The organism is Pontibacter sp. GD7, assembly GCF_058216375.1.
This window is the reverse complement of sequence record NZ_JBYZMP010000005.1, coordinates 1-18,475: the sequence shown is the minus strand read 5'-3', so window position 1 is coordinate 18,475 and position 18,475 is coordinate 1. Positions and strand designations below refer to the sequence as shown.

19 protein-coding genes and 1 tRNA gene are annotated in these 18,475 nt (G+C 47.0%); 12 read left to right on the top strand and 8 right to left on the bottom strand.

What is annotated here, in order from left to right:
• Positions 1 to 7: 7 nt before the first annotated feature.
• The 8 genes from AC4BAP_RS09200 (at position 8) to AC4BAP_RS09165 (ending at position 6,480) form a co-directional block, all read left to right on the top strand.
• The gene (locus AC4BAP_RS09200) at positions 8 to 925 is read left to right on the top strand and encodes a ParB/RepB/Spo0J family partition protein (protein ID WP_490582343.1); all 918 of its coding nucleotides are present in this window, start codon (positions 8 to 10) and stop codon (positions 923 to 925) included.
• Positions 926 to 930: 5 nt separating this feature from the next.
• Complete coding sequence (locus AC4BAP_RS09195) at positions 931 to 1,572, top strand: DUF5683 domain-containing protein (protein WP_490582342.1); 642 nt, start codon at positions 931 to 933, stop codon at positions 1,570 to 1,572.
• Positions 1,569 to 2,285, top strand: coding sequence for a 4-hydroxy-tetrahydrodipicolinate reductase (gene dapB / locus AC4BAP_RS09190; protein ID WP_490582341.1), 717 nt, complete (start codon positions 1,569 to 1,571; stop codon positions 2,283 to 2,285). The genes AC4BAP_RS09195 and dapB overlap by 4 nt, the downstream gene beginning before the upstream one ends.
• A 15-nt stretch (positions 2,286 to 2,300) precedes the next feature.
• The gene (gene lepB, locus AC4BAP_RS09185) at positions 2,301 to 3,401 is read left to right on the top strand and encodes a signal peptidase I (protein WP_490582340.1); all 1,101 of its coding nucleotides are present in this window, start codon (positions 2,301 to 2,303) and stop codon (positions 3,399 to 3,401) included.
• A 220-nt stretch (positions 3,402 to 3,621) separates the two neighbouring features.
• Positions 3,622 to 4,593 (top strand): polysaccharide deacetylase family protein, encoded by a 972-nt coding sequence (locus AC4BAP_RS09180; protein WP_490582339.1) that lies wholly within the window; start codon positions 3,622 to 3,624, stop codon positions 4,591 to 4,593.
• Positions 4,590 to 5,345 carry a class I SAM-dependent methyltransferase gene (locus AC4BAP_RS09175; RefSeq protein ID WP_490582338.1) on the top strand — a complete coding sequence of 252 codons (756 nt, stop codon included), beginning with the start codon at positions 4,590 to 4,592 and terminating at the stop codon, positions 5,343 to 5,345. The genes AC4BAP_RS09180 and AC4BAP_RS09175 overlap by 4 nt, the downstream gene beginning before the upstream one ends.
• 75 nt (positions 5,346 to 5,420) lie before the next feature.
• Positions 5,421 to 5,798, top strand: coding sequence for a DUF1622 domain-containing protein (locus tag AC4BAP_RS09170; protein ID WP_490582337.1), 378 nt, complete (start codon positions 5,421 to 5,423; stop codon positions 5,796 to 5,798).
• Between the two features lie 340 nt (positions 5,799 to 6,138).
• Entirely contained in the window at positions 6,139 to 6,480 is a 342-nt protein-coding gene (locus AC4BAP_RS09165) for a hypothetical protein (protein WP_490582336.1), read from the top strand.
• 185 nt (positions 6,481 to 6,665) lie between these two features.
• Here AC4BAP_RS09165 and arsC read toward each other — a convergent pair whose 3' ends face one another.
• A complete protein-coding gene (gene arsC, locus AC4BAP_RS09160; RefSeq protein WP_490582335.1) occupies positions 6,666 to 7,007 on the bottom strand; it encodes an arsenate reductase (glutaredoxin) in 342 nt (113 codons plus the stop codon).
• A gap of 107 nt (positions 7,008 to 7,114) precedes the next feature.
• Here arsC and AC4BAP_RS09155 point away from each other — a divergent pair, with 107 nt between their 5' ends.
• The gene (locus tag AC4BAP_RS09155; RefSeq protein ID WP_490582334.1) at positions 7,115 to 7,885 is read left to right on the top strand and encodes an outer membrane lipoprotein-sorting protein; all 771 of its coding nucleotides are present in this window, start codon (positions 7,115 to 7,117) and stop codon (positions 7,883 to 7,885) included.
• 87 nt (positions 7,886 to 7,972) lie between these two features.
• On the opposite strand, the gene ung is transcribed toward AC4BAP_RS09155, so the two are convergent.
• A complete protein-coding gene (gene ung / locus AC4BAP_RS09150; protein ID WP_490582333.1) occupies positions 7,973 to 8,635 on the bottom strand; it encodes a uracil-DNA glycosylase in 663 nt (220 codons plus the stop codon).
• Positions 8,636 to 8,724: 89 nt separating this feature from the next.
• On the opposite strand from ung, the gene apaG reads away from it, so the two are divergent.
• Positions 8,725 to 9,111, top strand: a complete 387-nt coding sequence (apaG, locus tag AC4BAP_RS09145) for a Co2+/Mg2+ efflux protein ApaG (RefSeq protein ID WP_490582332.1) — start codon at positions 8,725 to 8,727, stop codon at positions 9,109 to 9,111.
• A 205-nt stretch (positions 9,112 to 9,316) separates the two neighbouring features.
• Positions 9,317 to 10,102, top strand: coding sequence for an O-methyltransferase (locus AC4BAP_RS09140; RefSeq protein WP_490582331.1), 786 nt, complete (start codon positions 9,317 to 9,319; stop codon positions 10,100 to 10,102).
• Here the strand turns inward: AC4BAP_RS09140 and AC4BAP_RS09135 are convergent.
• The 3 genes from AC4BAP_RS09135 to AC4BAP_RS09125 form a co-directional block, all read right to left on the bottom strand.
• The gene (locus tag AC4BAP_RS09135) at positions 10,099 to 10,866 is read right to left on the bottom strand and encodes a DUF695 domain-containing protein (protein WP_490582330.1); all 768 of its coding nucleotides are present in this window, start codon (positions 10,864 to 10,866) and stop codon (positions 10,099 to 10,101) included. The two genes, AC4BAP_RS09140 and AC4BAP_RS09135, sit on opposite strands and share 4 nt — an antisense overlap.
• Positions 10,867 to 10,890: 24 nt before the next feature.
• Positions 10,891 to 11,700: a 3-deoxy-8-phosphooctulonate synthase gene (gene kdsA / locus AC4BAP_RS09130; protein WP_490582650.1), complete on the bottom strand. Its 810-nt coding sequence runs from the start codon at positions 11,698 to 11,700 to the stop codon at positions 10,891 to 10,893.
• A gap of 309 nt (positions 11,701 to 12,009) precedes the next feature.
• Positions 12,010 to 12,597, bottom strand: coding sequence for a methyltransferase domain-containing protein (locus AC4BAP_RS09125; protein WP_490582329.1), 588 nt, complete (start codon positions 12,595 to 12,597; stop codon positions 12,010 to 12,012).
• A gap of 108 nt (positions 12,598 to 12,705) precedes the next feature.
• Between AC4BAP_RS09125 and AC4BAP_RS09120 the strand changes: the two genes are divergently transcribed.
• Positions 12,706 to 13,647: a DUF8428 domain-containing protein gene (locus AC4BAP_RS09120; RefSeq protein WP_490582328.1), complete on the top strand. Its 942-nt coding sequence runs from the start codon at positions 12,706 to 12,708 to the stop codon at positions 13,645 to 13,647.
• 546 nt (positions 13,648 to 14,193) lie between these two features.
• Here AC4BAP_RS09120 and cphA read toward each other — a convergent pair.
• The 3 genes from cphA to AC4BAP_RS09105 form a co-directional block, all read right to left on the bottom strand.
• Positions 14,194 to 16,821 (bottom strand): cyanophycin synthetase, encoded by a 2,628-nt coding sequence (gene cphA / locus AC4BAP_RS09115; RefSeq protein ID WP_490582327.1) that lies wholly within the window; start codon positions 16,819 to 16,821, stop codon positions 14,194 to 14,196.
• Between the two features lie 338 nt (positions 16,822 to 17,159).
• Positions 17,160 to 17,230 (bottom strand) — tRNA-Cys (locus AC4BAP_RS09110).
• 151 nt (positions 17,231 to 17,381) lie between these two features.
• Positions 17,382 to 17,969: a flavodoxin family protein gene (locus AC4BAP_RS09105; RefSeq protein WP_490582326.1), complete on the bottom strand. Its 588-nt coding sequence runs from the start codon at positions 17,967 to 17,969 to the stop codon at positions 17,382 to 17,384.
• Between the last annotated feature and the right edge of the window lie 506 nt (positions 17,970 to 18,475).

The window sequence follows — 18,475 nt, the reverse complement described above, 5'->3', positions numbered from 1 at the left end:
CGATTACATGTCAGACAACAAGAATTCAGCAGCTAAACGCAAAGGCGGCCTCGGCAGAGGCCTGGGCTCTCTACTGGAGGGCAACAAGTATACTGGAAAAACTGAGTCATCAACCACCGCTAACGAAGTTAATACTATCGCAGATATAGCCATTAACCAGATCCAGACCAACCCCTACCAGCCCCGCACGCATTTCGACCAGGCGGCTTTGGAGGAGTTGGCAGAGTCTATTAAGATACAGGGCATCATTCAGCCCATTACCGTTCGCCAGCTGGACCAGAACAGCTTCCAGCTGATCTCCGGTGAGCGCCGTTACCAGGCAGCCAAAATTGCTGGCCTAACCACCATACCGGCTTACATCCGTAAAGCCGACGACCAGCAGATGCTGGAAATGGCACTGATCGAGAACATCCAGCGCGAGAACCTGAATGCCATCGAGATTGCCCTCTCCTACCAGCGCTTGCTAACCGAGTGCAGCCTGAAACAGGAGGAACTAGGCGACCGTGTGGGCAAGAAGCGCACAACGGTAACCAACTACCTGCGCCTGCTTAAATTGCCACCTGATATCCAGATCGCTTTGCGTGACAACGTGATCAGCATGGGCCATGCCCGCGCCCTGATCAACATCGACACTATTGAGCAGCAGTTGGATGTGTTTAAAGAGGTTGTGACCAAGGAGCTATCGGTGCGCAAGGTAGAGGAACTGGTGCGTAACCTGCAGAATGCCAAGAAGAAACCGGATGCGCAGCAAAAGCTTCAGTTTAACAAGTATGAGGATGAACTGAAAACGGTAGAGTCTAAACTGACATCACAGTTCGGCACTAAAATTCAGGTAAAGGCAAACAACGATGGCAAAGGTGAGATCAAGATCCCTTTTGTTTCTGTTGATGAGCTGAACCGTATTTTAGAGATCCTAAACTACTAAGCTCGATGAAGCAAAACCTTGGTCTTGCGGCAATTCTGTTAGGTATACTTTTATACTTTGCCCCTGCACCTGCGTCGGCGCAGCGTGTTACGGCAGGCCCGGACACCACGCAAATACAGGTTCCGCTTCCGGACTCAGCTGTTCAGAAAACTTTTTTTCTGGATACCTGGGACAGGCCGGCACGGGCAGCATTGTTTTCAGCCGTGATACCCGGTGCAGGTCAGGTTTACAACAAGGCATACTGGAAAGTACCGATCATTTACGCCACAGGAGCTGTGCTCGGCTATTTCTTGATAGTCAATAACGAGAAGTACCAGGATTTCAGGCAGGCCCTGAACCAGAGAAGCCGCAAAGAAACCGATAAATACGTGGACGACAGGATTTATGGCCTGAACAACCCGCGCGGAACAGAGAACCTGCGCTTTAGCCGTGACTTCTACCGCCGTAACCGCGACCTGACCATTATGCTGTCTGTGGTGGCTTATGGGTTAAACATTGCAGAAGCTTACGTACACGCACATCTTAAAGACTTTGATATAAGCGAAGACCTTTCGCTGCGCGTTCAGCCGGACCTTTTACCAGTGCGAGGGAATTCGTACAGTATGGCTCCTGGCTTAACGCTTGTTTTATATTCTAACAAACGATGAAAATACTTTTGATCGGCTATGGCAAAATGGGCAAAACCATTGAGCAGATGGCCCTGGCCAAAGGCCATGAGATTGTTGGCAAAATAGACCACCACAACGCTGAGGAGCTAAAAAACTACAACAGTAGCAACACTGATGCAGCCATCGAGTTTACACACCCGGAGGCTGCCTTTGGCAATATCTCCTACTGCCTTAGCAACGGTATTCCGGTAGTTTCGGGTTCTACAGGCTGGCTCGAGAAATTTGACGAGGCAAAGCAGCTTTGCGAGCAGAACAAAGGCGCTTTCTTTTATGCATCAAACTATAGCGTAGGTGTAAACCTGTTCTTCCACTTCAATGAGTACATTGCCAGCAAAATGCAGGAGTACAAAGAGTATGAAGTGGCCATCCGGGAGATACACCACCTGCAGAAAGTTGACAAGCCAAGCGGCACCGGTATTACGGCAGCTGAGGGTATACTTGCCAGCTTTAAAGATTTAAGCGGCTGGGTTGCTGATAATCCGGAGGAAAAAGGTAAATTAAACATTGCTTCGGAGCGTGAGCCGGATGTAGTGGGCACACACATTGTTACCTATAGCTCTGAGGTTGACCAGATCGAGCTGGGGCACATTGCCCATAGCCGCGCTGGCTTTGCCGAAGGTGCCGTTATGGCCGCTGAGTGGCTTGCTGGCCGCCAGGGCGTTTACGGCATGAAAGACATGCTTAACCTGTAACCATAGAACTTACTGATGAACGTAAAATTCTGGGAGAAAAAACCTGTAGCCAAAGAACCTAAAAAGAAGAAAAGCTTTGCCCGCGAGTGGGGTGATGCCATACTTTTTGCCGTTATCGCGGCCAGCCTTATCCGTTGGGCAACGTTTGAGGCCTATACCATCCCTACCCCTTCCATGGAGAAATCCCTGTTGGTAGGCGACTTTCTGTTTGTGAGCAAGCTGCACTACGGTCCGCGCACACCCATGACGCCGCTGCAGGTTCCGCTGACGCACCAGACTATCTGGGGCACCAACATCCCTTCATACTCCGATGCCATACAGCTGAACTCATACCGCTTGCCGGGTTTTTCTGATGTTGAGCGTGGCGATGTGGTAGTATTCAATTACCCGCCAGAGGACATGCACCCTGCCGACCTGCGCACCAACTACATTAAACGCGCCATCGGTATTGCCGGCGACACCATCGCCATCCGCGACATGCAGGTGTACATTAATGGCAAGGCAGTCGAAAACCCAGGGCAGATGCAGTATAAATACTTCCTTTCAACGGACAACATCCTGAACGAGAAGTTCTTCCTGGACCGTGATATTACAGATGTTACACGCTGGCAGGGAGGCTACGTGATCGATACATCCCCTGAAAAAGCAAAAGCGCTGGAGTCGCTGGATTTCGTGAAGGAAACCATGTTGCTGAAAGACATCCCCGGCAAAGCCGACCCGGAGGTATTCCCGCACGTGCCAAGCAAGTATGACTGGAACAAGGACAACTTTGGTCCGCTGTATATTCCTAAAGAGGGTGCCACAGTGGCTATAAACGAGAAAACGCTGCCACTTTACGAGCGTGCCATTCTAAAGTATGAGCACAACGACAACGCCGAAGTACGCGACGGTAAACTCTACATCGATGGAAAAGAAGTAAGCCAGTATACTTTTAAGCAGGATTACTACTTTATGATGGGTGATAACCGCCATAACTCCCTTGACTCGCGTTACTGGGGCTTTGTGCCTGCAGATCACATTGTGGGTAAGGCCGTGATGATCTGGATGTCTACAGACCCGAATGGCAGCTTCCTGAGCAAGATACGCTGGAACCGCCTTTTCGACATCATCGACTAAGTTTATACTTTATCATAAGTAACAGAGCCAGACCTATGCAGCGTCTGGCTTTGTTGTTTTTAGCCTGCCTGTACCAGCATGAAAAAAGAAATTTGTACTTTTAAAGTCGAACCAACATCTGTTATGGCAGCTAATCTGTAGCTCAGGTATACTTTGCAGGAAAAGACTTATGCAGCAGCACATCCGTAGTTTTCTTGGCCAATTTCACTGGTGGGCTCCTATGCGCAGTCTTATCAGCATAACGAACCGTGCAGTGTTGTTGCCTTTTTACCACACGGTAAGCGACAAAAGGCTGCCGCACATTGCAAATCTGTACACCCTGCGCAATACTAGGCTTTTTACCCAGGACCTGGAGTTTTTCTGCAGGCATTACCAGCCTGTATCCGCAGAAGAGTTGTACCAGATCGTTTCAGGCCAAAGATCGTCCGCGAAACCGGTGTTTCACCTGACATTTGATGATGGGCTCAAGGAAATTTATACTTTGGTAGCCCCAATTTTAGAGCAAAAAGGTATACCTGCCACGGTTTTTCTTAACTCCGGTTTCGTGGATAATACAGGACTCTTTTTCCGCTATAAAGTCAGCCTTATACTCGAAAGGTTAAAAGCCACACAGGACAGAGCAACACTGGAAAATATAGCTACTTGTTTTGGTAACCCTAACCTGCCAAATGCACAGCTACAACGTCAGTTGCTTGCTTTAGGCTACCACGATCAACCCCTGATCGAACAGATCGGCAACATCCTGGACCTCGATTTTGAAGATTACCTGAAACAGGAGCAACCATACCTGACCACTGCTCATATAAAAGATCTGCAGCATCGGGGCATTACGTTTGGCTCCCATAGTATAGATCACCCCTTGTTTAAAACAATACCGCCGGAAGAACAGAAAAAGCAGGTACACCAGAGTTTTGCATACTTAGAGGAAAAGCTGGGCATCCGGGAAAGGTACTTCTCTTTTCCGTTCAGTGATGACGGTGTAAGTATGAAGTTTATACAGTGGCTGCATTCCGAAGCGGCATGTAAGCTGTCGTTTGGCATATCCGGCTTAAAAGATGATGTGAGTCCCTTTCATCTGCACCGTATGCCCGTCGAGGGCAGCACAAAACCAATTGCACAGCTTATCAAATCAGAGTACCTATATTACTTGTTAAAGGCTCCACTTCAGAAAAACCACATTGCCCGCATATGATCAAAAGCTTATACAAGCGCATACTTACCGAAAAAACAAGGGTTGAGATCCGGCAGCACCTGCGCAAGGTGGTGTCACCGTTCTATTTCGGTAACCGGTTTCATTGCAACTGCTGTGGCAAAAGCTTCCGGAAGTTTTTGCCAAAAGGCAATGTAAAACGACTGAACGCTGCCTGCCCCTACTGCGGCTCTTTAGAAAGGACCCGCCTGCTGGATTTATACTTGCAAAACGAGACACAGGTGTTCCAGAAGCACCTGAAGGTATTGCACTTTGCACCGGAGCCCTGTCTTTATCACAAACTCAGTCAACTGGATATCACTTACATTGATGCTGACATTAACCCAGCCCTGGCGCATTATACCGTTGACATTACAGACATCCCCTACCCGGATAATTATTTCAACCTGATCATCTGCTCGCATGTGCTTGGCCATGTGCCCGACGAGGCAAAGGCAATTCAGGAATTAAAGCGTGTACTTACTCCGCAGGGCACTGCCCTTATACTTACCCTGCTCCATCCCACGCTGCCTCATACTTTAGAGAAACCCGGCCTACTGACGGCTGAGGAACGGCTGAAACATTACGGGGAGGCTGACCTGTGCAGGCTGCATGGCCAGGACTTTGGCGACAGACTTGCCAGACAAGGTTTTGTGGTGGAAAAAATCGATTACCGCCAGCATGTGCCAGTAGCAGAGCGAAACCGGCTCGGCGACGGGCAGAGGGAGATAATTTTTAAGTGCAGTAAACCTTAGAGAAGTCTGCTTGAAGGTATAGTATTTAAAACCAGTATGTGTTTTAACCGTTTCTGTGGATAAGCTTAGCCATACATGGAGCACTTACGTCACTACATCGAGTTTACGGCCCAGATCATAGAGGCCATTGGGGTTATCATCATCTCGCTTGGTGCGTTTGCGGCATTTCTACGCTTTTTCCTGCCTATCTGGAACTCCAAAACAAAATCTTATAAGCAACTACGCCAGGACCTGGGCAAGGCTATACTTTTGGGTCTGGAGATTTTGGTAGCCGCTGACATCATTGCAACGGTGGTAACCGAACCAACCATGGAGAAAGTAATCATACTTGGCCTCATCGTACTTATCAGAACTTTCCTAAGCCTTTCGCTGCAGGTAGAGCTGGAAGGTAAATTTCCGTGGCAACAGGAAAAGCTACCAGACAAATCTGAACACCTGGAGCCACGCAACTAAACATTCTTTCTTCAACAGTGCAATATCCTGGATTGCATTATTCTGCAACGTAATTATTACACAAACGCTACTTTTGCAGCAAACTTTGCCGTTGAAGCATTTGCTGCAAAACTTAATATAGTTATAACCAATGTTTTAACACTTAAAAAAATCACATAAAAATTTGAACTAACACTTGCTGAACATGCATTCATCCTGCTATATTAGCTAGGAAATATAGCAGACAGGGCTAAATGCTTAGGATTGCTGTATTTTTAGAACTATTCCAATAAATTTGAACAATTTTATACATACAGGTAGTCTCGTTTGTGTACAACAAGATCAAACGTTTGAAGTGAAGATGAAAAGGCTTTCCAGATCGATGATGGCCCTGATTGTTATGCTGATCGCATTTTTTGTTGCCGGTCAGTATGTGGAGAACTATTTGTATAATAAAAGGTTGCTGGAGAACAAGATCAACACTGTGATCACAGACGTTGACCATTACTACAGAGGCGGGAACCAGTACAAGTATAACAACTCATACTTCTGGGCCTCCTCTTTTAACCTGGATACGAAAAACGAAATGCTGCAGGTAGGCGACTCTATTTCCAAGCAGCCCAACAGCCTTGTTTTAAAGGTGTTCCGAAAGAGCAAAGACCACAAATACAGATACCAGGGCTCCTACCAGGGTACTTACTAATTGTAGGATACTACTAACAGTAAAGGCCGGTATACTTCGTATGCCGGCCTTTACTGTTTTACCGCCATTGTTAGGTGTTTTTCACCAACAATTTAAAAGCATTGGCTATTATACTTGCTGGTGAGAACACGGAGCAAGGGCAGGCAATGTAAATTTTAATAAGCCCTAAACAGGCTCAGGTATAGCTAAAGCAGTTCCAGCACATTTTCCGGCGGACGGCCCAGCACTGCCTTGTTATCTTTCACCACGATCGGCCTTTCGATCAGCACGGGGTTTTCGGCCATCACGGCAATCAGCTCCTCATCCGACAGTTGCTGATTTTTATACTTGTCTTTGTAAAGTTGCTCCCCTTTCCTGAGCAGTTGCACGGGCTTCAGGTTAAGTTTTTGCAGCAGTTCACGCAGTTCGCTGGCAGTGGGTGGCGTTTTAAGGTACTCTATTACCTCAGGCTGCTGCCCTGCCTCCTGCAGTTTCTCCAGTGTTTGGCGGCTTTTACTGCACCTTGGGTTATGGTAAATCTTTATCATAGTTATGCGGTTTAGTGTTCAAGTTATGGAAATGATACAGGCTTAGCAAGAAAGTACCGTTTCAGGCTATGTTCTTTTACTATCTTGCAGGTTTAAACACGATCACTATGAGAAAAACAATTCGTGGCTGGGCCGCTGCTATGTGCGTGGGCCTGGCTTGCATCAGTTTTTGGGGATTTACCCCGGCTTCTAAAAACAAAAACATTTCCAATGGCGCCGACCTTGTAAGTGCCATGCACAAACGCTGGAAAGGAAAATGGTACCCTAACTTTGCTTTTGACCAGCGCGCCATTTACTACGAAGGAGAAAAAGTTACCAAAGAAGAGATCTGGCAGGAAGTTTACAGCCAGCCGGGCAACCTGGCCATCCGCTTTAATGGGTTTGAAAGCGGCAATGGTGTTATCTTCCGGGAGGATTCACTCTATACTTTTAAAGACCACCAATTACAGTCGAAACAGCAGAATATACACCCGCTCCTACTGCTGTGCTTTGATGTATACTTCCTGAAACCAGAAACCAGCACCGACAAGCTGAACAAGCTTGGCTTTGACCTGACGAAAGTAACAGTGGCTAAGTGGCATGGCCGCGATGCCTATGTGGTTGGAACCACCAATACTAACGACAACACCACGCCGCAGTTCTGGGTGGACAAGGAAAGACTCTATATAGTGCGTGTGCTCACAAACCCTAAAGGTACCCCAAGAGATGTGGAGATAGGCAATTACCAAAAACTGGAAGGCAAATGGGTGGCCACTGAGATTATCTTCAAGACCAATGGCATTACAACTATGCGAGAGGAGTACTACAACATGCGTTACCCGAAGGCAATGGATAAAAGATGGTACGACCCGGCACAGTTCCAGACAGCTAAGTGGTAACCAAAACTACCAATACTTATACTTATTAAAAGGATTCCTCTGCCATACTTAAATAGCAGAGGAATCTTTGCTTTATACCTGCTTATACTACCAGTCTATGGCTTCTTTGCCGTGTGCTACCAGGTAATCGTTTGCCTTACTGAAATGCCGGTTGCCAAAAAAGCCCCTGTCGGCGGCAAACGGCGATGGATGCGCTGATTTCAGTACCAGGTGCTTGCGTTCATCAATAAAGGCTCCTTTTTTCTGTGCGTAGGCTCCCCATAGCATAAACACCACATGCTCTTTCTGGTCGTTTACTTTCTGCACCACGGCATCAGTAAACTCCTCCCAGCCTTTCCGCTGATGCGAGCCGGCATTAGCTGCCCTAACCGTAAGTGTGGCGTTTAACAGCAACACCCCCTGCGCGGCCCAACGCTCCAGATTGCCCGATGTGGGCAGGTCTTTTCCCAGGTCGCTTTTGATTTCCTTAAATATATTTAAGAGCGATGGAGGGGTGCGTACACCATCGCTGACAGAAAAAGCGAGGCCGTTGGCCTGATTTGGACCATGGTAGGGATCCTGACCAAGTATCACCACTTTCACCTGATCAAAGGGGCACATCTCAAAGGCCTTGAAGATCTGGTTTCCGGGTGGGTAAACTTTTTGAGAATTGTATTCGTCTTTAACAAAAGAGACAAGGCTTTTGAAATACGGTTTTTCAAATTCATCTTGCAACACATTTTGCCAGCTTTGTTCTATCTTTACATTCATGAGTGTTTGGGTAGTGGGTTTGGTTATAATCTAAATTAGCAACCTTTGCCTCCCTTTAAGGTTTCTAAGTATACAAAAAACTCTGTAACATGGATACAAAAACAACAGAAGGTGTAAAAGTTACCGTTACCACCAATTACCTTCCCGACTATTCCAGTCCTGTGCAGCAGCATTATGTATTTGCCTACAAGATAAGTATAGAAAATAATTCTGAGTTTACCGTTAAACTGCTCAGGCGCCATTGGTACATTCATGATGCTACGGGTGTGGTGCGCGAAGTAGAAGGAGAAGGTGTGGTTGGGCAGCAACCTGTGTTGGAGCCTGGCGAGTCGCATGAGTATGTATCGGGATGCAACCTGAAAACCGGTATGGGAAAAATGCGTGGCACCTACCTGATGGAACGCCTGGTTGATGGCAAGAAGTTTGACGTCACCATACCCGAATTCAACCTAATTGTGCCGTATAAGTTGAATTAAATTGTTGAAAGGTTTAATTGTTGAATGGTTAAACTGTTAACTAGTAGTTTCTCGCTGTACTTTAAAATTGAGATCAGAATCAATGGTTTTAGGATGTGCAAAAGCATACCAATTAAATTAACTAACTTAAAATTTGACCAACAAATTATAACAATCAACCATCCAACAATTAAACCATTAAGCAATCTAACCATTTAACAAAAAAGTGCTCCCCTTCCACCTCGCCGCCAATTACCCGATCTACAGAGCCAAAGCCTTTAAACTACACGGCGTACACTCTCCTTTTATTTTTGATCTGTATAACCAAGTCATACTTCATGACGGGCATTTTGCTGCTTATGAGCAGGTAGAGGACCTGCGCCATGATTTACTACACAACGACACACTGCTGGAGGTCACTGATTTCGGAGCAGGCCCCAAAGCCGGGAAAAAGAAGAAGCGACGCATTAACGAGATAGCCAAGTCCTCGGCAAAACCTGCCAAGTATGGCCAGTTGCTGTTCAGGCTTGTCAACCATTTTCAGCCTGATACCATATTTGATCTGGGCACCTCGCTGGGCATAACCACCAGCTACATGGCCCTTGCACGCAAAAACGCAACTGTTTATACTTTTGAGGGATGCCCCGGCATTGCACAGCAGGCACAACAGAACTTTAAGCAGCTAGGCATAGATAACACAAAACTTATACTTGGCAACCTGGATAATACACTAGCAGAGCAAGTAAGAAATGCCGCACAACTGGACTTTGTGTTTTTTGACGGGAACCACCGTTACGAACCCACCATGCGGTATTTTGAGCAGTGCCTCGAAAAGCACCATGAGTACAGTGTTTTTGTGGTAGATGACCTGTACTGGTCTGCGGAGATGAAACGAGCCTGGCAGGAAATAAAGAAGCACCCGAAGGTGCTCCAAACTGTTGATCTGTTCTACGTAGGGCTAGTGTTTTTCAGGACAAAGCAACCCAAAGAAAACTTTACGTTATACTTTTAATCGTTTTCCTGCACGATCTGGGTTTCCCAGCCGTCGAACTCCCCGTCGTGCTTAATGGCTAGCTGCATCAGCATTTCGGTTGTCAGGTAAATGGTCTCTTCGTCGGCTTTGCTTTGTTTGGCCAATACCAGCCTGTGTGGCAGTTCACGGGCGTCGGAGCTGTCTTCTGCCTCCACCTCAAAATCAGGACCTGCAATTTCCTGTTTCGCAGCCTCCCTGTCCTTCAAATCCCTGAAGTATAAGGTATAAGTGATCCTTCGGGGCACAAAGGCCTGGTCGCCCTGCTCTTCCAATAACTTCAGTATTTTATTGTTCTGGATACGCAACAGGCTTTCCTCGTCCGGGTACAGGTACTCAAAGTATACTTCCCAGTCGGGGTCTTCGGTAATCTGATGCGCAATGGCATAGTCCGGAAACTGTGCTTTCAGTTCCTCGGCCATTTGCTCTACCAATAAGGTCTCGCCGCTGTAAAAGTATAAACCACGGCGGCCGTTATTTAGGGTTTTGCCAACAAAAACAGCCTCCAACTTTTCCTCAAAGCTGTTCACCAGCATGTCTTCTATTTCTTCCAGCTTTGTCCATTCCCCGTTGTCCGGAAAACCGTCTTCGTTGGTGCTCTGTAAACCTACCACGATCTCAATCAGGTTGGGCTTATCAGGCAAAGGCGCAAAGTCATGAAAACCAAGATCTACACTAATAAAGGCCGGGGCATCGTCCAGGTAGCAGAAGTATACATCCCAATCGGTTTGGTAATCGCTGTTCATAATCTAAACTATACTTTGGCTCTACTAACGGATGGCTTCCCTAATCCTGATCAGCTTCGTCAGCAGGTCTTCCAGCTGGCCAAGTGGCAGCATGTTGGCGCCATCCGATTTGGCTATACTTGGTTCTGGGTGTGTCTCAATGAACAATCCGTCGGCACCCACGGCAATAGCAGCTTTGGCAATTGTCTCGATCAAAGCGGGTTTGCCACCCGTTACGCCAGAGCTTTGGTTAGGCTGCTGCAATGAGTGTGTTACGTCCATTACCACCGGCACCTTATTGGCCTGCATTTCCGGCAAGTTCCTGAAATCCACTACCAGGTCAGAGTAGCCAAAGCTGTTGCCTCTGTCAGTAAGTATAACCTTCTCGTTACCAGACTGTCTAATCTTATCTACGGCAAAACGCATGGCCTCACCCGACAAAAACTGACCTTTTTTAACGTTCACTACCTTGCCTGTTTTAGCTGCCGCGATCAACAAGTCGGTCTGGCGGCAAAGGAAGGCCGGGATCTGCAGCACATCCACATATTCGGCAGCTATGGCCGCCTCGTCACTCTCGTGGATATCGGTTACTGTCGGGATGTCGAACTCCTGTCCTACTTTCTGCAGGATGCGCAGCGCCTTCTCATCGCCGATGCCGGTAAAAGAGTCTACCCTGGAACGGTTGGCTTTTCGGTATGAGCCTTTAAAGATCAAAGGAATCTGCAGCCTATCAGTTAAGGACACAAGATGTTCGGCAATCTGTAAAGCCATCTCCTCGCCTTCTATGGCACAAGGCCCGGCCATCAAAAAGAAATTGCCGCTATTGGTATGTTTTAATTTTGGTATCTCAAACATGATCTTATACTTGGTTAATGCCATCTGGCCCTGCAAAGATAACCAATTAGAGTTAGAGAGGTAAGGAGTTTGGGAGTTAAAGAATTTGGGAGGTAGAAATGTAAGAAGGTAAAAAGTATAAAACCGCCATTGTTGGTGTTTTTCACCAACAATTTAAGTCACTGGCTATTGTACTTGCTGGTGAAATCACGCAGCAAGTACAATAGCCAGTGACTTAATAAACTCTACAAAGGCTCTACAGATAAACTCACGATGTATAGAAAACACACAGACTGATTAGTCTAACTTTAAACTCTTAACTCTTAACTCTTAACTCTTAACCAGCTTAATAAACAGTTCACTCCCCTGCCTTGGCGGGATGGAGTTGTAGGCGGTTTCGAAATGCAGGAAATTAAAGTATGGGGCAAAGTATGATTTATACTCTTCGCGGGTACCGCCAAAGGGCGGGCCAGGTTTTGTAAAGGTTGTATCGAACAGCAAACCCATGAGCTTACCCCCCGGAGCCAGTAAAGAGGCCATTTTTTGAGCGTAGGCAGGGCGTAGTGCAGGGTCTAAGGCACAGAAAAAGGTTTGCTCCACGATCAGGTCATACGTTCCTTCCAGCTCAAAAAAATCCTGGTGAAGCAGGTGGTCTTTCGGGAAATCGGGAACCCGCTTGGTAAAGTTCTGAAGCGGTGCAGGAGCCACATCTACTAAAAAAACATTTTCGAAGCCTTTTCTGTATAAATATTCTGCCTCGTAGGCATTACCGCACCCCGGAATTAGTATGCGTAAAGCTTTGTTAGTCAGTTGATCAAAATATTTTTGCAAGGGCGGCGTTATGCTTCCGGTGTCCCATCCGGTATTGTGCGCTGCATAGCGTTGTTGCCAGTAACCGGCATCAAATTCTTGACGCATACTCATCTGTTTATTACACAAAAGTTTTATATTTGACTGTTATCTACTGTAGTATTGGTTAAAATACTGTTTTTTCTAAAGAAATCAATTTAAACTAAACCCTTATATATGTCAGCTAACACTCCTGAAAATAGAAGCAACCGCAAACTGTTAATCGGGGGCCTTCTCGTTGTCCTGCTAAGTATAAACGGTATTCTCATTTACATGAATTACCAGAAAAAAGAGAAGACCGAAGAGCAGGAAGAGATCATCCGGGTAAAGAACAGCGAGCTGGAGAACCAGATCAAAGTATACGAGGCCCTGAAAGCCGACTTTGAGCGCCAGAGCCAGGAACTACAGGCAATGGGCCTTGAGAATGACTCCCTGGAAGCCCGGATCTCAGCCATTAATGCAGACCTTAACGAACTGCGCGGTTTCCGTAAAAGCAGCTACAGCCTGGCCGACCAGCGCCGTTTCCGCGACAGAGCCAATGCTTTTGAAAAGCAGCTGAAAGAAAAGGATGCCGAAATCGCAAAACTGAAAGAAGACAATGCTGTGCTTTACACTGAGAACACAGGGCTTAAAGTAACGCAAAACCGCCTGTCTGACAGCCTTACCACCATGAAGACCACCAACAGGGACCTTTCTGAAAAGGTAAAGGTAGCCTCGAGGCTGGATGCGCAGAACATTGCTGTAAACATTATTAACCAGCGAGGCAAAGAAAAAGAAGACGATGATGCCGAGTACCGTGCCAAGCGCGTAGACAAGATCCGTGTTACGTTTAAGCTTGCTAAAAACGACGTGGCACCCAAAGAACCTAAAACCGTTTACATGCGTTTAATCGAGCCTGACGGTGCTGCTCTTTACAACCTTTCGACGGGTGGCGGCACGTTCGAATTCGATGGTGAAGACAAGTTCTATACTGCCAAGCGTGACTTCGTTTTCGATAACACACAGCAGCAGTTAAGCTTCCTGTACGACAAGAACGCTGAATATAAAAAGGGCCAGCATACGATTGAGCTCTATGCTGATGGCTTCCTGATAGGTAAAACTAACTTTGTATTGAAGTAACAGCTTTAAACCTTAGTTAGGGAAGGCCCCTGCCAATGGCAGGGGCTTTTTTTGTGCCTGTCCAGGCTACGATTAGGACACAAATTATTCACCATTATTCCTGCCGCGAGTTTTCAACTCGTGGTAGATGGAACATCGTATACTTATATTCTAATCGGAAGACCTTCCAAGGAGCAGGGCTGTTAAGTTCTAGTGAAAATTGTCCCCTTGAGAGCAGGGCCGTTTTACTCATTTTTTGCTGGCGCGGATCTGTGATCCGTGACTTAATATATCGTTGGATTTGCAATCCAACCGGGCCGGAGGGCCAGCCATGGTAAAACAAGAGTCAAAGATCCCAGACTTGATTCGGGACGAGGACGCTCACGCCATAAACTAACAAATTATAGAACATAACAGCCCTGCCTCATGGAAGGAGTAGTCAAAGCCATTTTCAGAATAATAATCCTGCAACTTATGGCCATTTCCATAAAAAAAGCCCCACTCCTATGGGTGAGGCTTTAGTCCATCGTTCACATGTAAAAAACAGCTCTAACGCTTGCGCTAGAATTAATCAACAAGAATCTTTCGGTCTTGTATTACTTTAAAACTTTCCACCATCTTAACCGATTCGTGCACGTCTTCTGTAAAAATGGCAATAAAAGAACCTGGTTCTCCGTGCTCCAGGGCATAAGCAATGGCCCGCATCTCTTCCGGTATCAACCGGATGGTTTTTTCAGGGGCCACATCCTCAATGCCTTGTATGATCGGTCCGGATATTTCTTCTGCAGTCTTGCCACGTAGGTCAGCATCCAGCCTTACAATTATCTCATCAAACACCTGCCCTGCCACGCGCCCGATCTCGTAAAAATCCTCTGTGCGTCGATCTCCAACGCCGGCTACAACGCCTACCTTCTTTGTTACATCCAGGGCATTCACAAACTCGCCTATGGCCTTTAAGCCACCTGCGTTGTGGGCATAATCCACGAGCACCTCAAACTGCGGAAACTTAAACAGGTTCATGCGGCCTGGTGTCTTGCTCGGTGATGGTATGAACGTACGAAGTGAGGTTTTAATATCCTGAACATCGAAATGTGAAATATATCCTGCTAATGTTGCAGCTAAAATATTCTCAATGTTGAATTTGGCCTTCCCCCCGAAGGTAAGCGGCACGTCTGCCACACGGTCAATGCGTATTTTGTAACTGTTCTTAAAAATAGAAATGTAGCCGTTTTCAAACACAGCCGCCAGACCTCCTTTGGCAATATGCTTCAGAATGCGTGGGTTACTTTCATCCATACTAAAGAAGGCCACCTTGCACTCCACCTCTTCTGCCATACCATACACCAGGTCATCATCGGCGTTAAGTATGGCATAACCGTCTTTGCTTACACTTTTCGGGATCACCGACTTCAGTTTGGCAAGCTCCTCCAGTGTGTCTATGTCGCCGAGGCCCAGGTGATCGGAGCTGACATTGGTAACGATGCCGATGTCGCATTGGTTAAAACCCAGACCGGAACGCAACAAACCGCCACGGGCACACTCCAATACGGCAAAATTAACGGTTGGGTCTTTTAGCACGAACTCAGCGCTGTAAGAGCCGGTGGTGTCGCCTTTCTCCAGCAGTTTGTCCTGTATATAAATGCCATCGGTGGTGGTATACCCTACCTGGTAGCCTTTGCCTTTTACCATGTGCGCAATTAAGCGGGTAGTGGTGGTTTTGCCATTGGTTCCCGTTACCGCAATTATCGGTATGCGGCCCGGCGTACCCCTCGGGAACAACATATCCACTACAGGCTCTGCTACGTTGCGTGGCAGGCCGTAAGTTGGCGAGATGTGCATCCTAAAGCCCGGGGCGGCATTAACCTCCAGCACAGCACCACGCGCCTCGTTCAAAGGTATGGCAATGTCTGTGGTCATCACATCAATGCCGCAAATGTCCAGCCCGATCAAGCCGGCGATACGCTCCGCCATCAGTATATTGTAAGAGTCCACAAGATCGGTTACGTCTGTGGCTGTGCCACCGGTGCTGATGTTGGCCGTTGTTTTCAGGTATAGCTCCTCCCCGGCTGCCAGCACAGACTGAAGGGTCAGGTTCTTGGCTTTCAGGATATTTTTTGTGTGCTTGTCCACTTTGATCTTGGTAAGCACTTTTTCGTGGCCAATGCCCCTTCTCGGGTCTTTGTTCTCCCGCTCTATCAGTTGCTTTATAGTAGAGGTGCCATCGCCGGTAACCATAGCCGGTGTGCGTTTGGCTGCCGCCACAAACTTGCCGTTTATGACCAGAAGCCTGAAATCGAAACCATCGATATACTGTTCCACGATTACACTTTCGGAGAAAGCTTGTGCCTCTGTAAAACCGCGGTGCGCATCTTTTATGTTGGCAATATTGATCGTGGCTCCTTTGCCATGGTTACCGTCCAGTGGTTTAATAACAAGCGGATAGCCCAGCCAGTTGATGGCGCTTTTAAGTTCATCAAGTGTTTGGACGGTGGTGCCTCTGGGCACAGGTATGCCGGCATCTTCAAGTATGGATTTAGTGGCGTCTTTGTCGCCGGCAATCTCAACGGCAAAACAGGCTGTCTGCCCCGTCATGGTTGCCTGTATGCGTTTTTGGTTAACCCCATAGCCCAGCTGTATCAAAGAATGGCGGTTTAGCCTGATGTAAGGGATACCGCGGCTAACTGCTTCCGAAACGATGGAATAGGTACTGGGCCCAAAGTATTCATCCTCACGAATATCATGCAAGCGAATAACATCATCTGCCAGTTTATACTTTTCGCCTTTTACGAGGGCATTTGTAATCCGGACGGCAGCGTAGGCTGCGTACTCTCCTGCGCGTTCCTCCTGGTAAGAGAATACAACCACTTGCTGGCCCGGCTCCTTGCCAGGGTAACAGCGACCGTAACCGGAGTCCATTCCGGCAAGGGTCTGCAGTTCGAGGGCTATATGCTGCACCACGTGCCCAAAAGTGGTCCCCTCTTCTACAGTTTTAAAAAAGCCGCCCTCTATTCCCTCACTGGCACGGTGACTCACCATGCCCGGAAACATTTTGGTAAGGCGCTGATAGAAATGAGGAATTTGATTCGTTAATGTTTGGCTAAGGTCTTCCAGGGTCAGTTTCAGGACGATGATCTTGGGATGCTTAACCGACCAGTAGTTTGGTCCGCGCATTACGCGCAAATCAGTAATTTTCATGTGTCAGTAAATCTGCGTAAGCACTACTTTGTTCTCTTCATGTGCGGTTTGAATTTTGCCTGGCAGCGGTTTGCCACCTACAGCGTTAACCACTTCAACTTGTCCAATCTCCCTGGCACAAGAGCAGTAAATCTCATAAATCTTAGTAGGATGCTGATTCTTAGAAATTTGATTTTGAATGTAGGTGCTAATAGTTTTTTTGTACAGATGATTACGGCAAAACCGCTCAAAAGATTAGGCAGGAAACAATTTTTTGGTGCAAAGGCTGGCATTGCGCCTATACTTTTTTGCAGAAGGACGGAAAAGAAAAAGCCCCCGCATTGGATGCGGGGGCTTTGAGGTAACGAGCGGATTCGAACCGCTGTAGCAGCTTTTGCAGAGCTGAGCCTAGCCACTCGGCCACGTTACCGTGTGTTTGAGTGTGCAAATATACACACAGTTGTATGTTTGTCAAACTATAGTAGCAAGATTTTTATACTTACTAGCTAAGTATAGCTCTATCAGACGCTTAATTTTACAGAAAAGTTTTAAAAATTGCCGCACTAACTACTTATTGGCGCTTACCTGTGGTTGCTCACATACTTTACAAGTTGCTTTACCATCTTCTCTGCCGTTTTGGTATAGTCTTTTTTATACTTTGCTAAAAGCTCTTCGCGGGTATTTTCGTTTCCTTTCTCATGCTCCGCTATCAGCACCGATAACGTGGCAAAAGGAGGCATCAGTACTCCTAGTGCATTAAAGAAATTACTGATGTTGGCAATTATATGCTGTGCGCCATCCGAGTCGCCGGTTATCACTATGCCACCCACCTTGCCGTTCAGCCTCGACTCCTTCCCTTCCAGTATCTCATCGTGCAGCTCATCCAGGCGCTCAATTACCCTTTGTATCTCCGACGATTGGTTGTTCCACCAGATTGGGGTTGAGAATATAAGTATATCGGCGGTTAAGAGTTGCTCGAGTATTTCAGGCCACGCATCGCCTTCACCCATGTCACTGTATGTTCCCGGAAGTATGTTATGCTCTACTAGTTTGATTGTCTGGCACTCTACCCCCTGCTTTACCAAAAAGGAATTTAAAAACTCCGATAATACCTCTGTGTTAGAGAGCCTGTCTTTTTTGAGTGTGCCTAAAAGTATAAGTGCTTTCATAATCTTTGCTGCTTTGAGCTACAAAGATTTAAACTCTGTTTTGCACTTTAAGTTGCAGCAGCACTTATTAGTGGAAGGTTGATAAAAGCATCATACTTTAATTTCCACCGGCAACATCTCGCACTCAAAGTATAATCTCTGTGCACTCGATCAAAAGCTGGTTACCTGCAGGCTTCGGCTAGGAAAGGCTTAGGGGCAAAAACGCCATTCATGCCTCTGGCTCTTTTGCTGATCGTTGCCCGGCTTTAGTGGCCTTTGATGCCGCCCAGCCCCTAAAAGCCTGAAAGACACGCCACTTTAAAATTTGAAAATAATCCCAATCACGGCCAACGTGCTCGTGTATACCTTGTGCACGGCAATCAGCCGAAGCATAGGGTATAAACCTTGTGTGCGCCCAGCATGGCGCGAGTCATATTTCTCTAGAAATATACTCAGATTATCCAGAGGGTGCAAGTCCCTTATTGGCAAGTTGGCGAAGCCGATTAGCAAGCTGCAAGGGTGGAGAG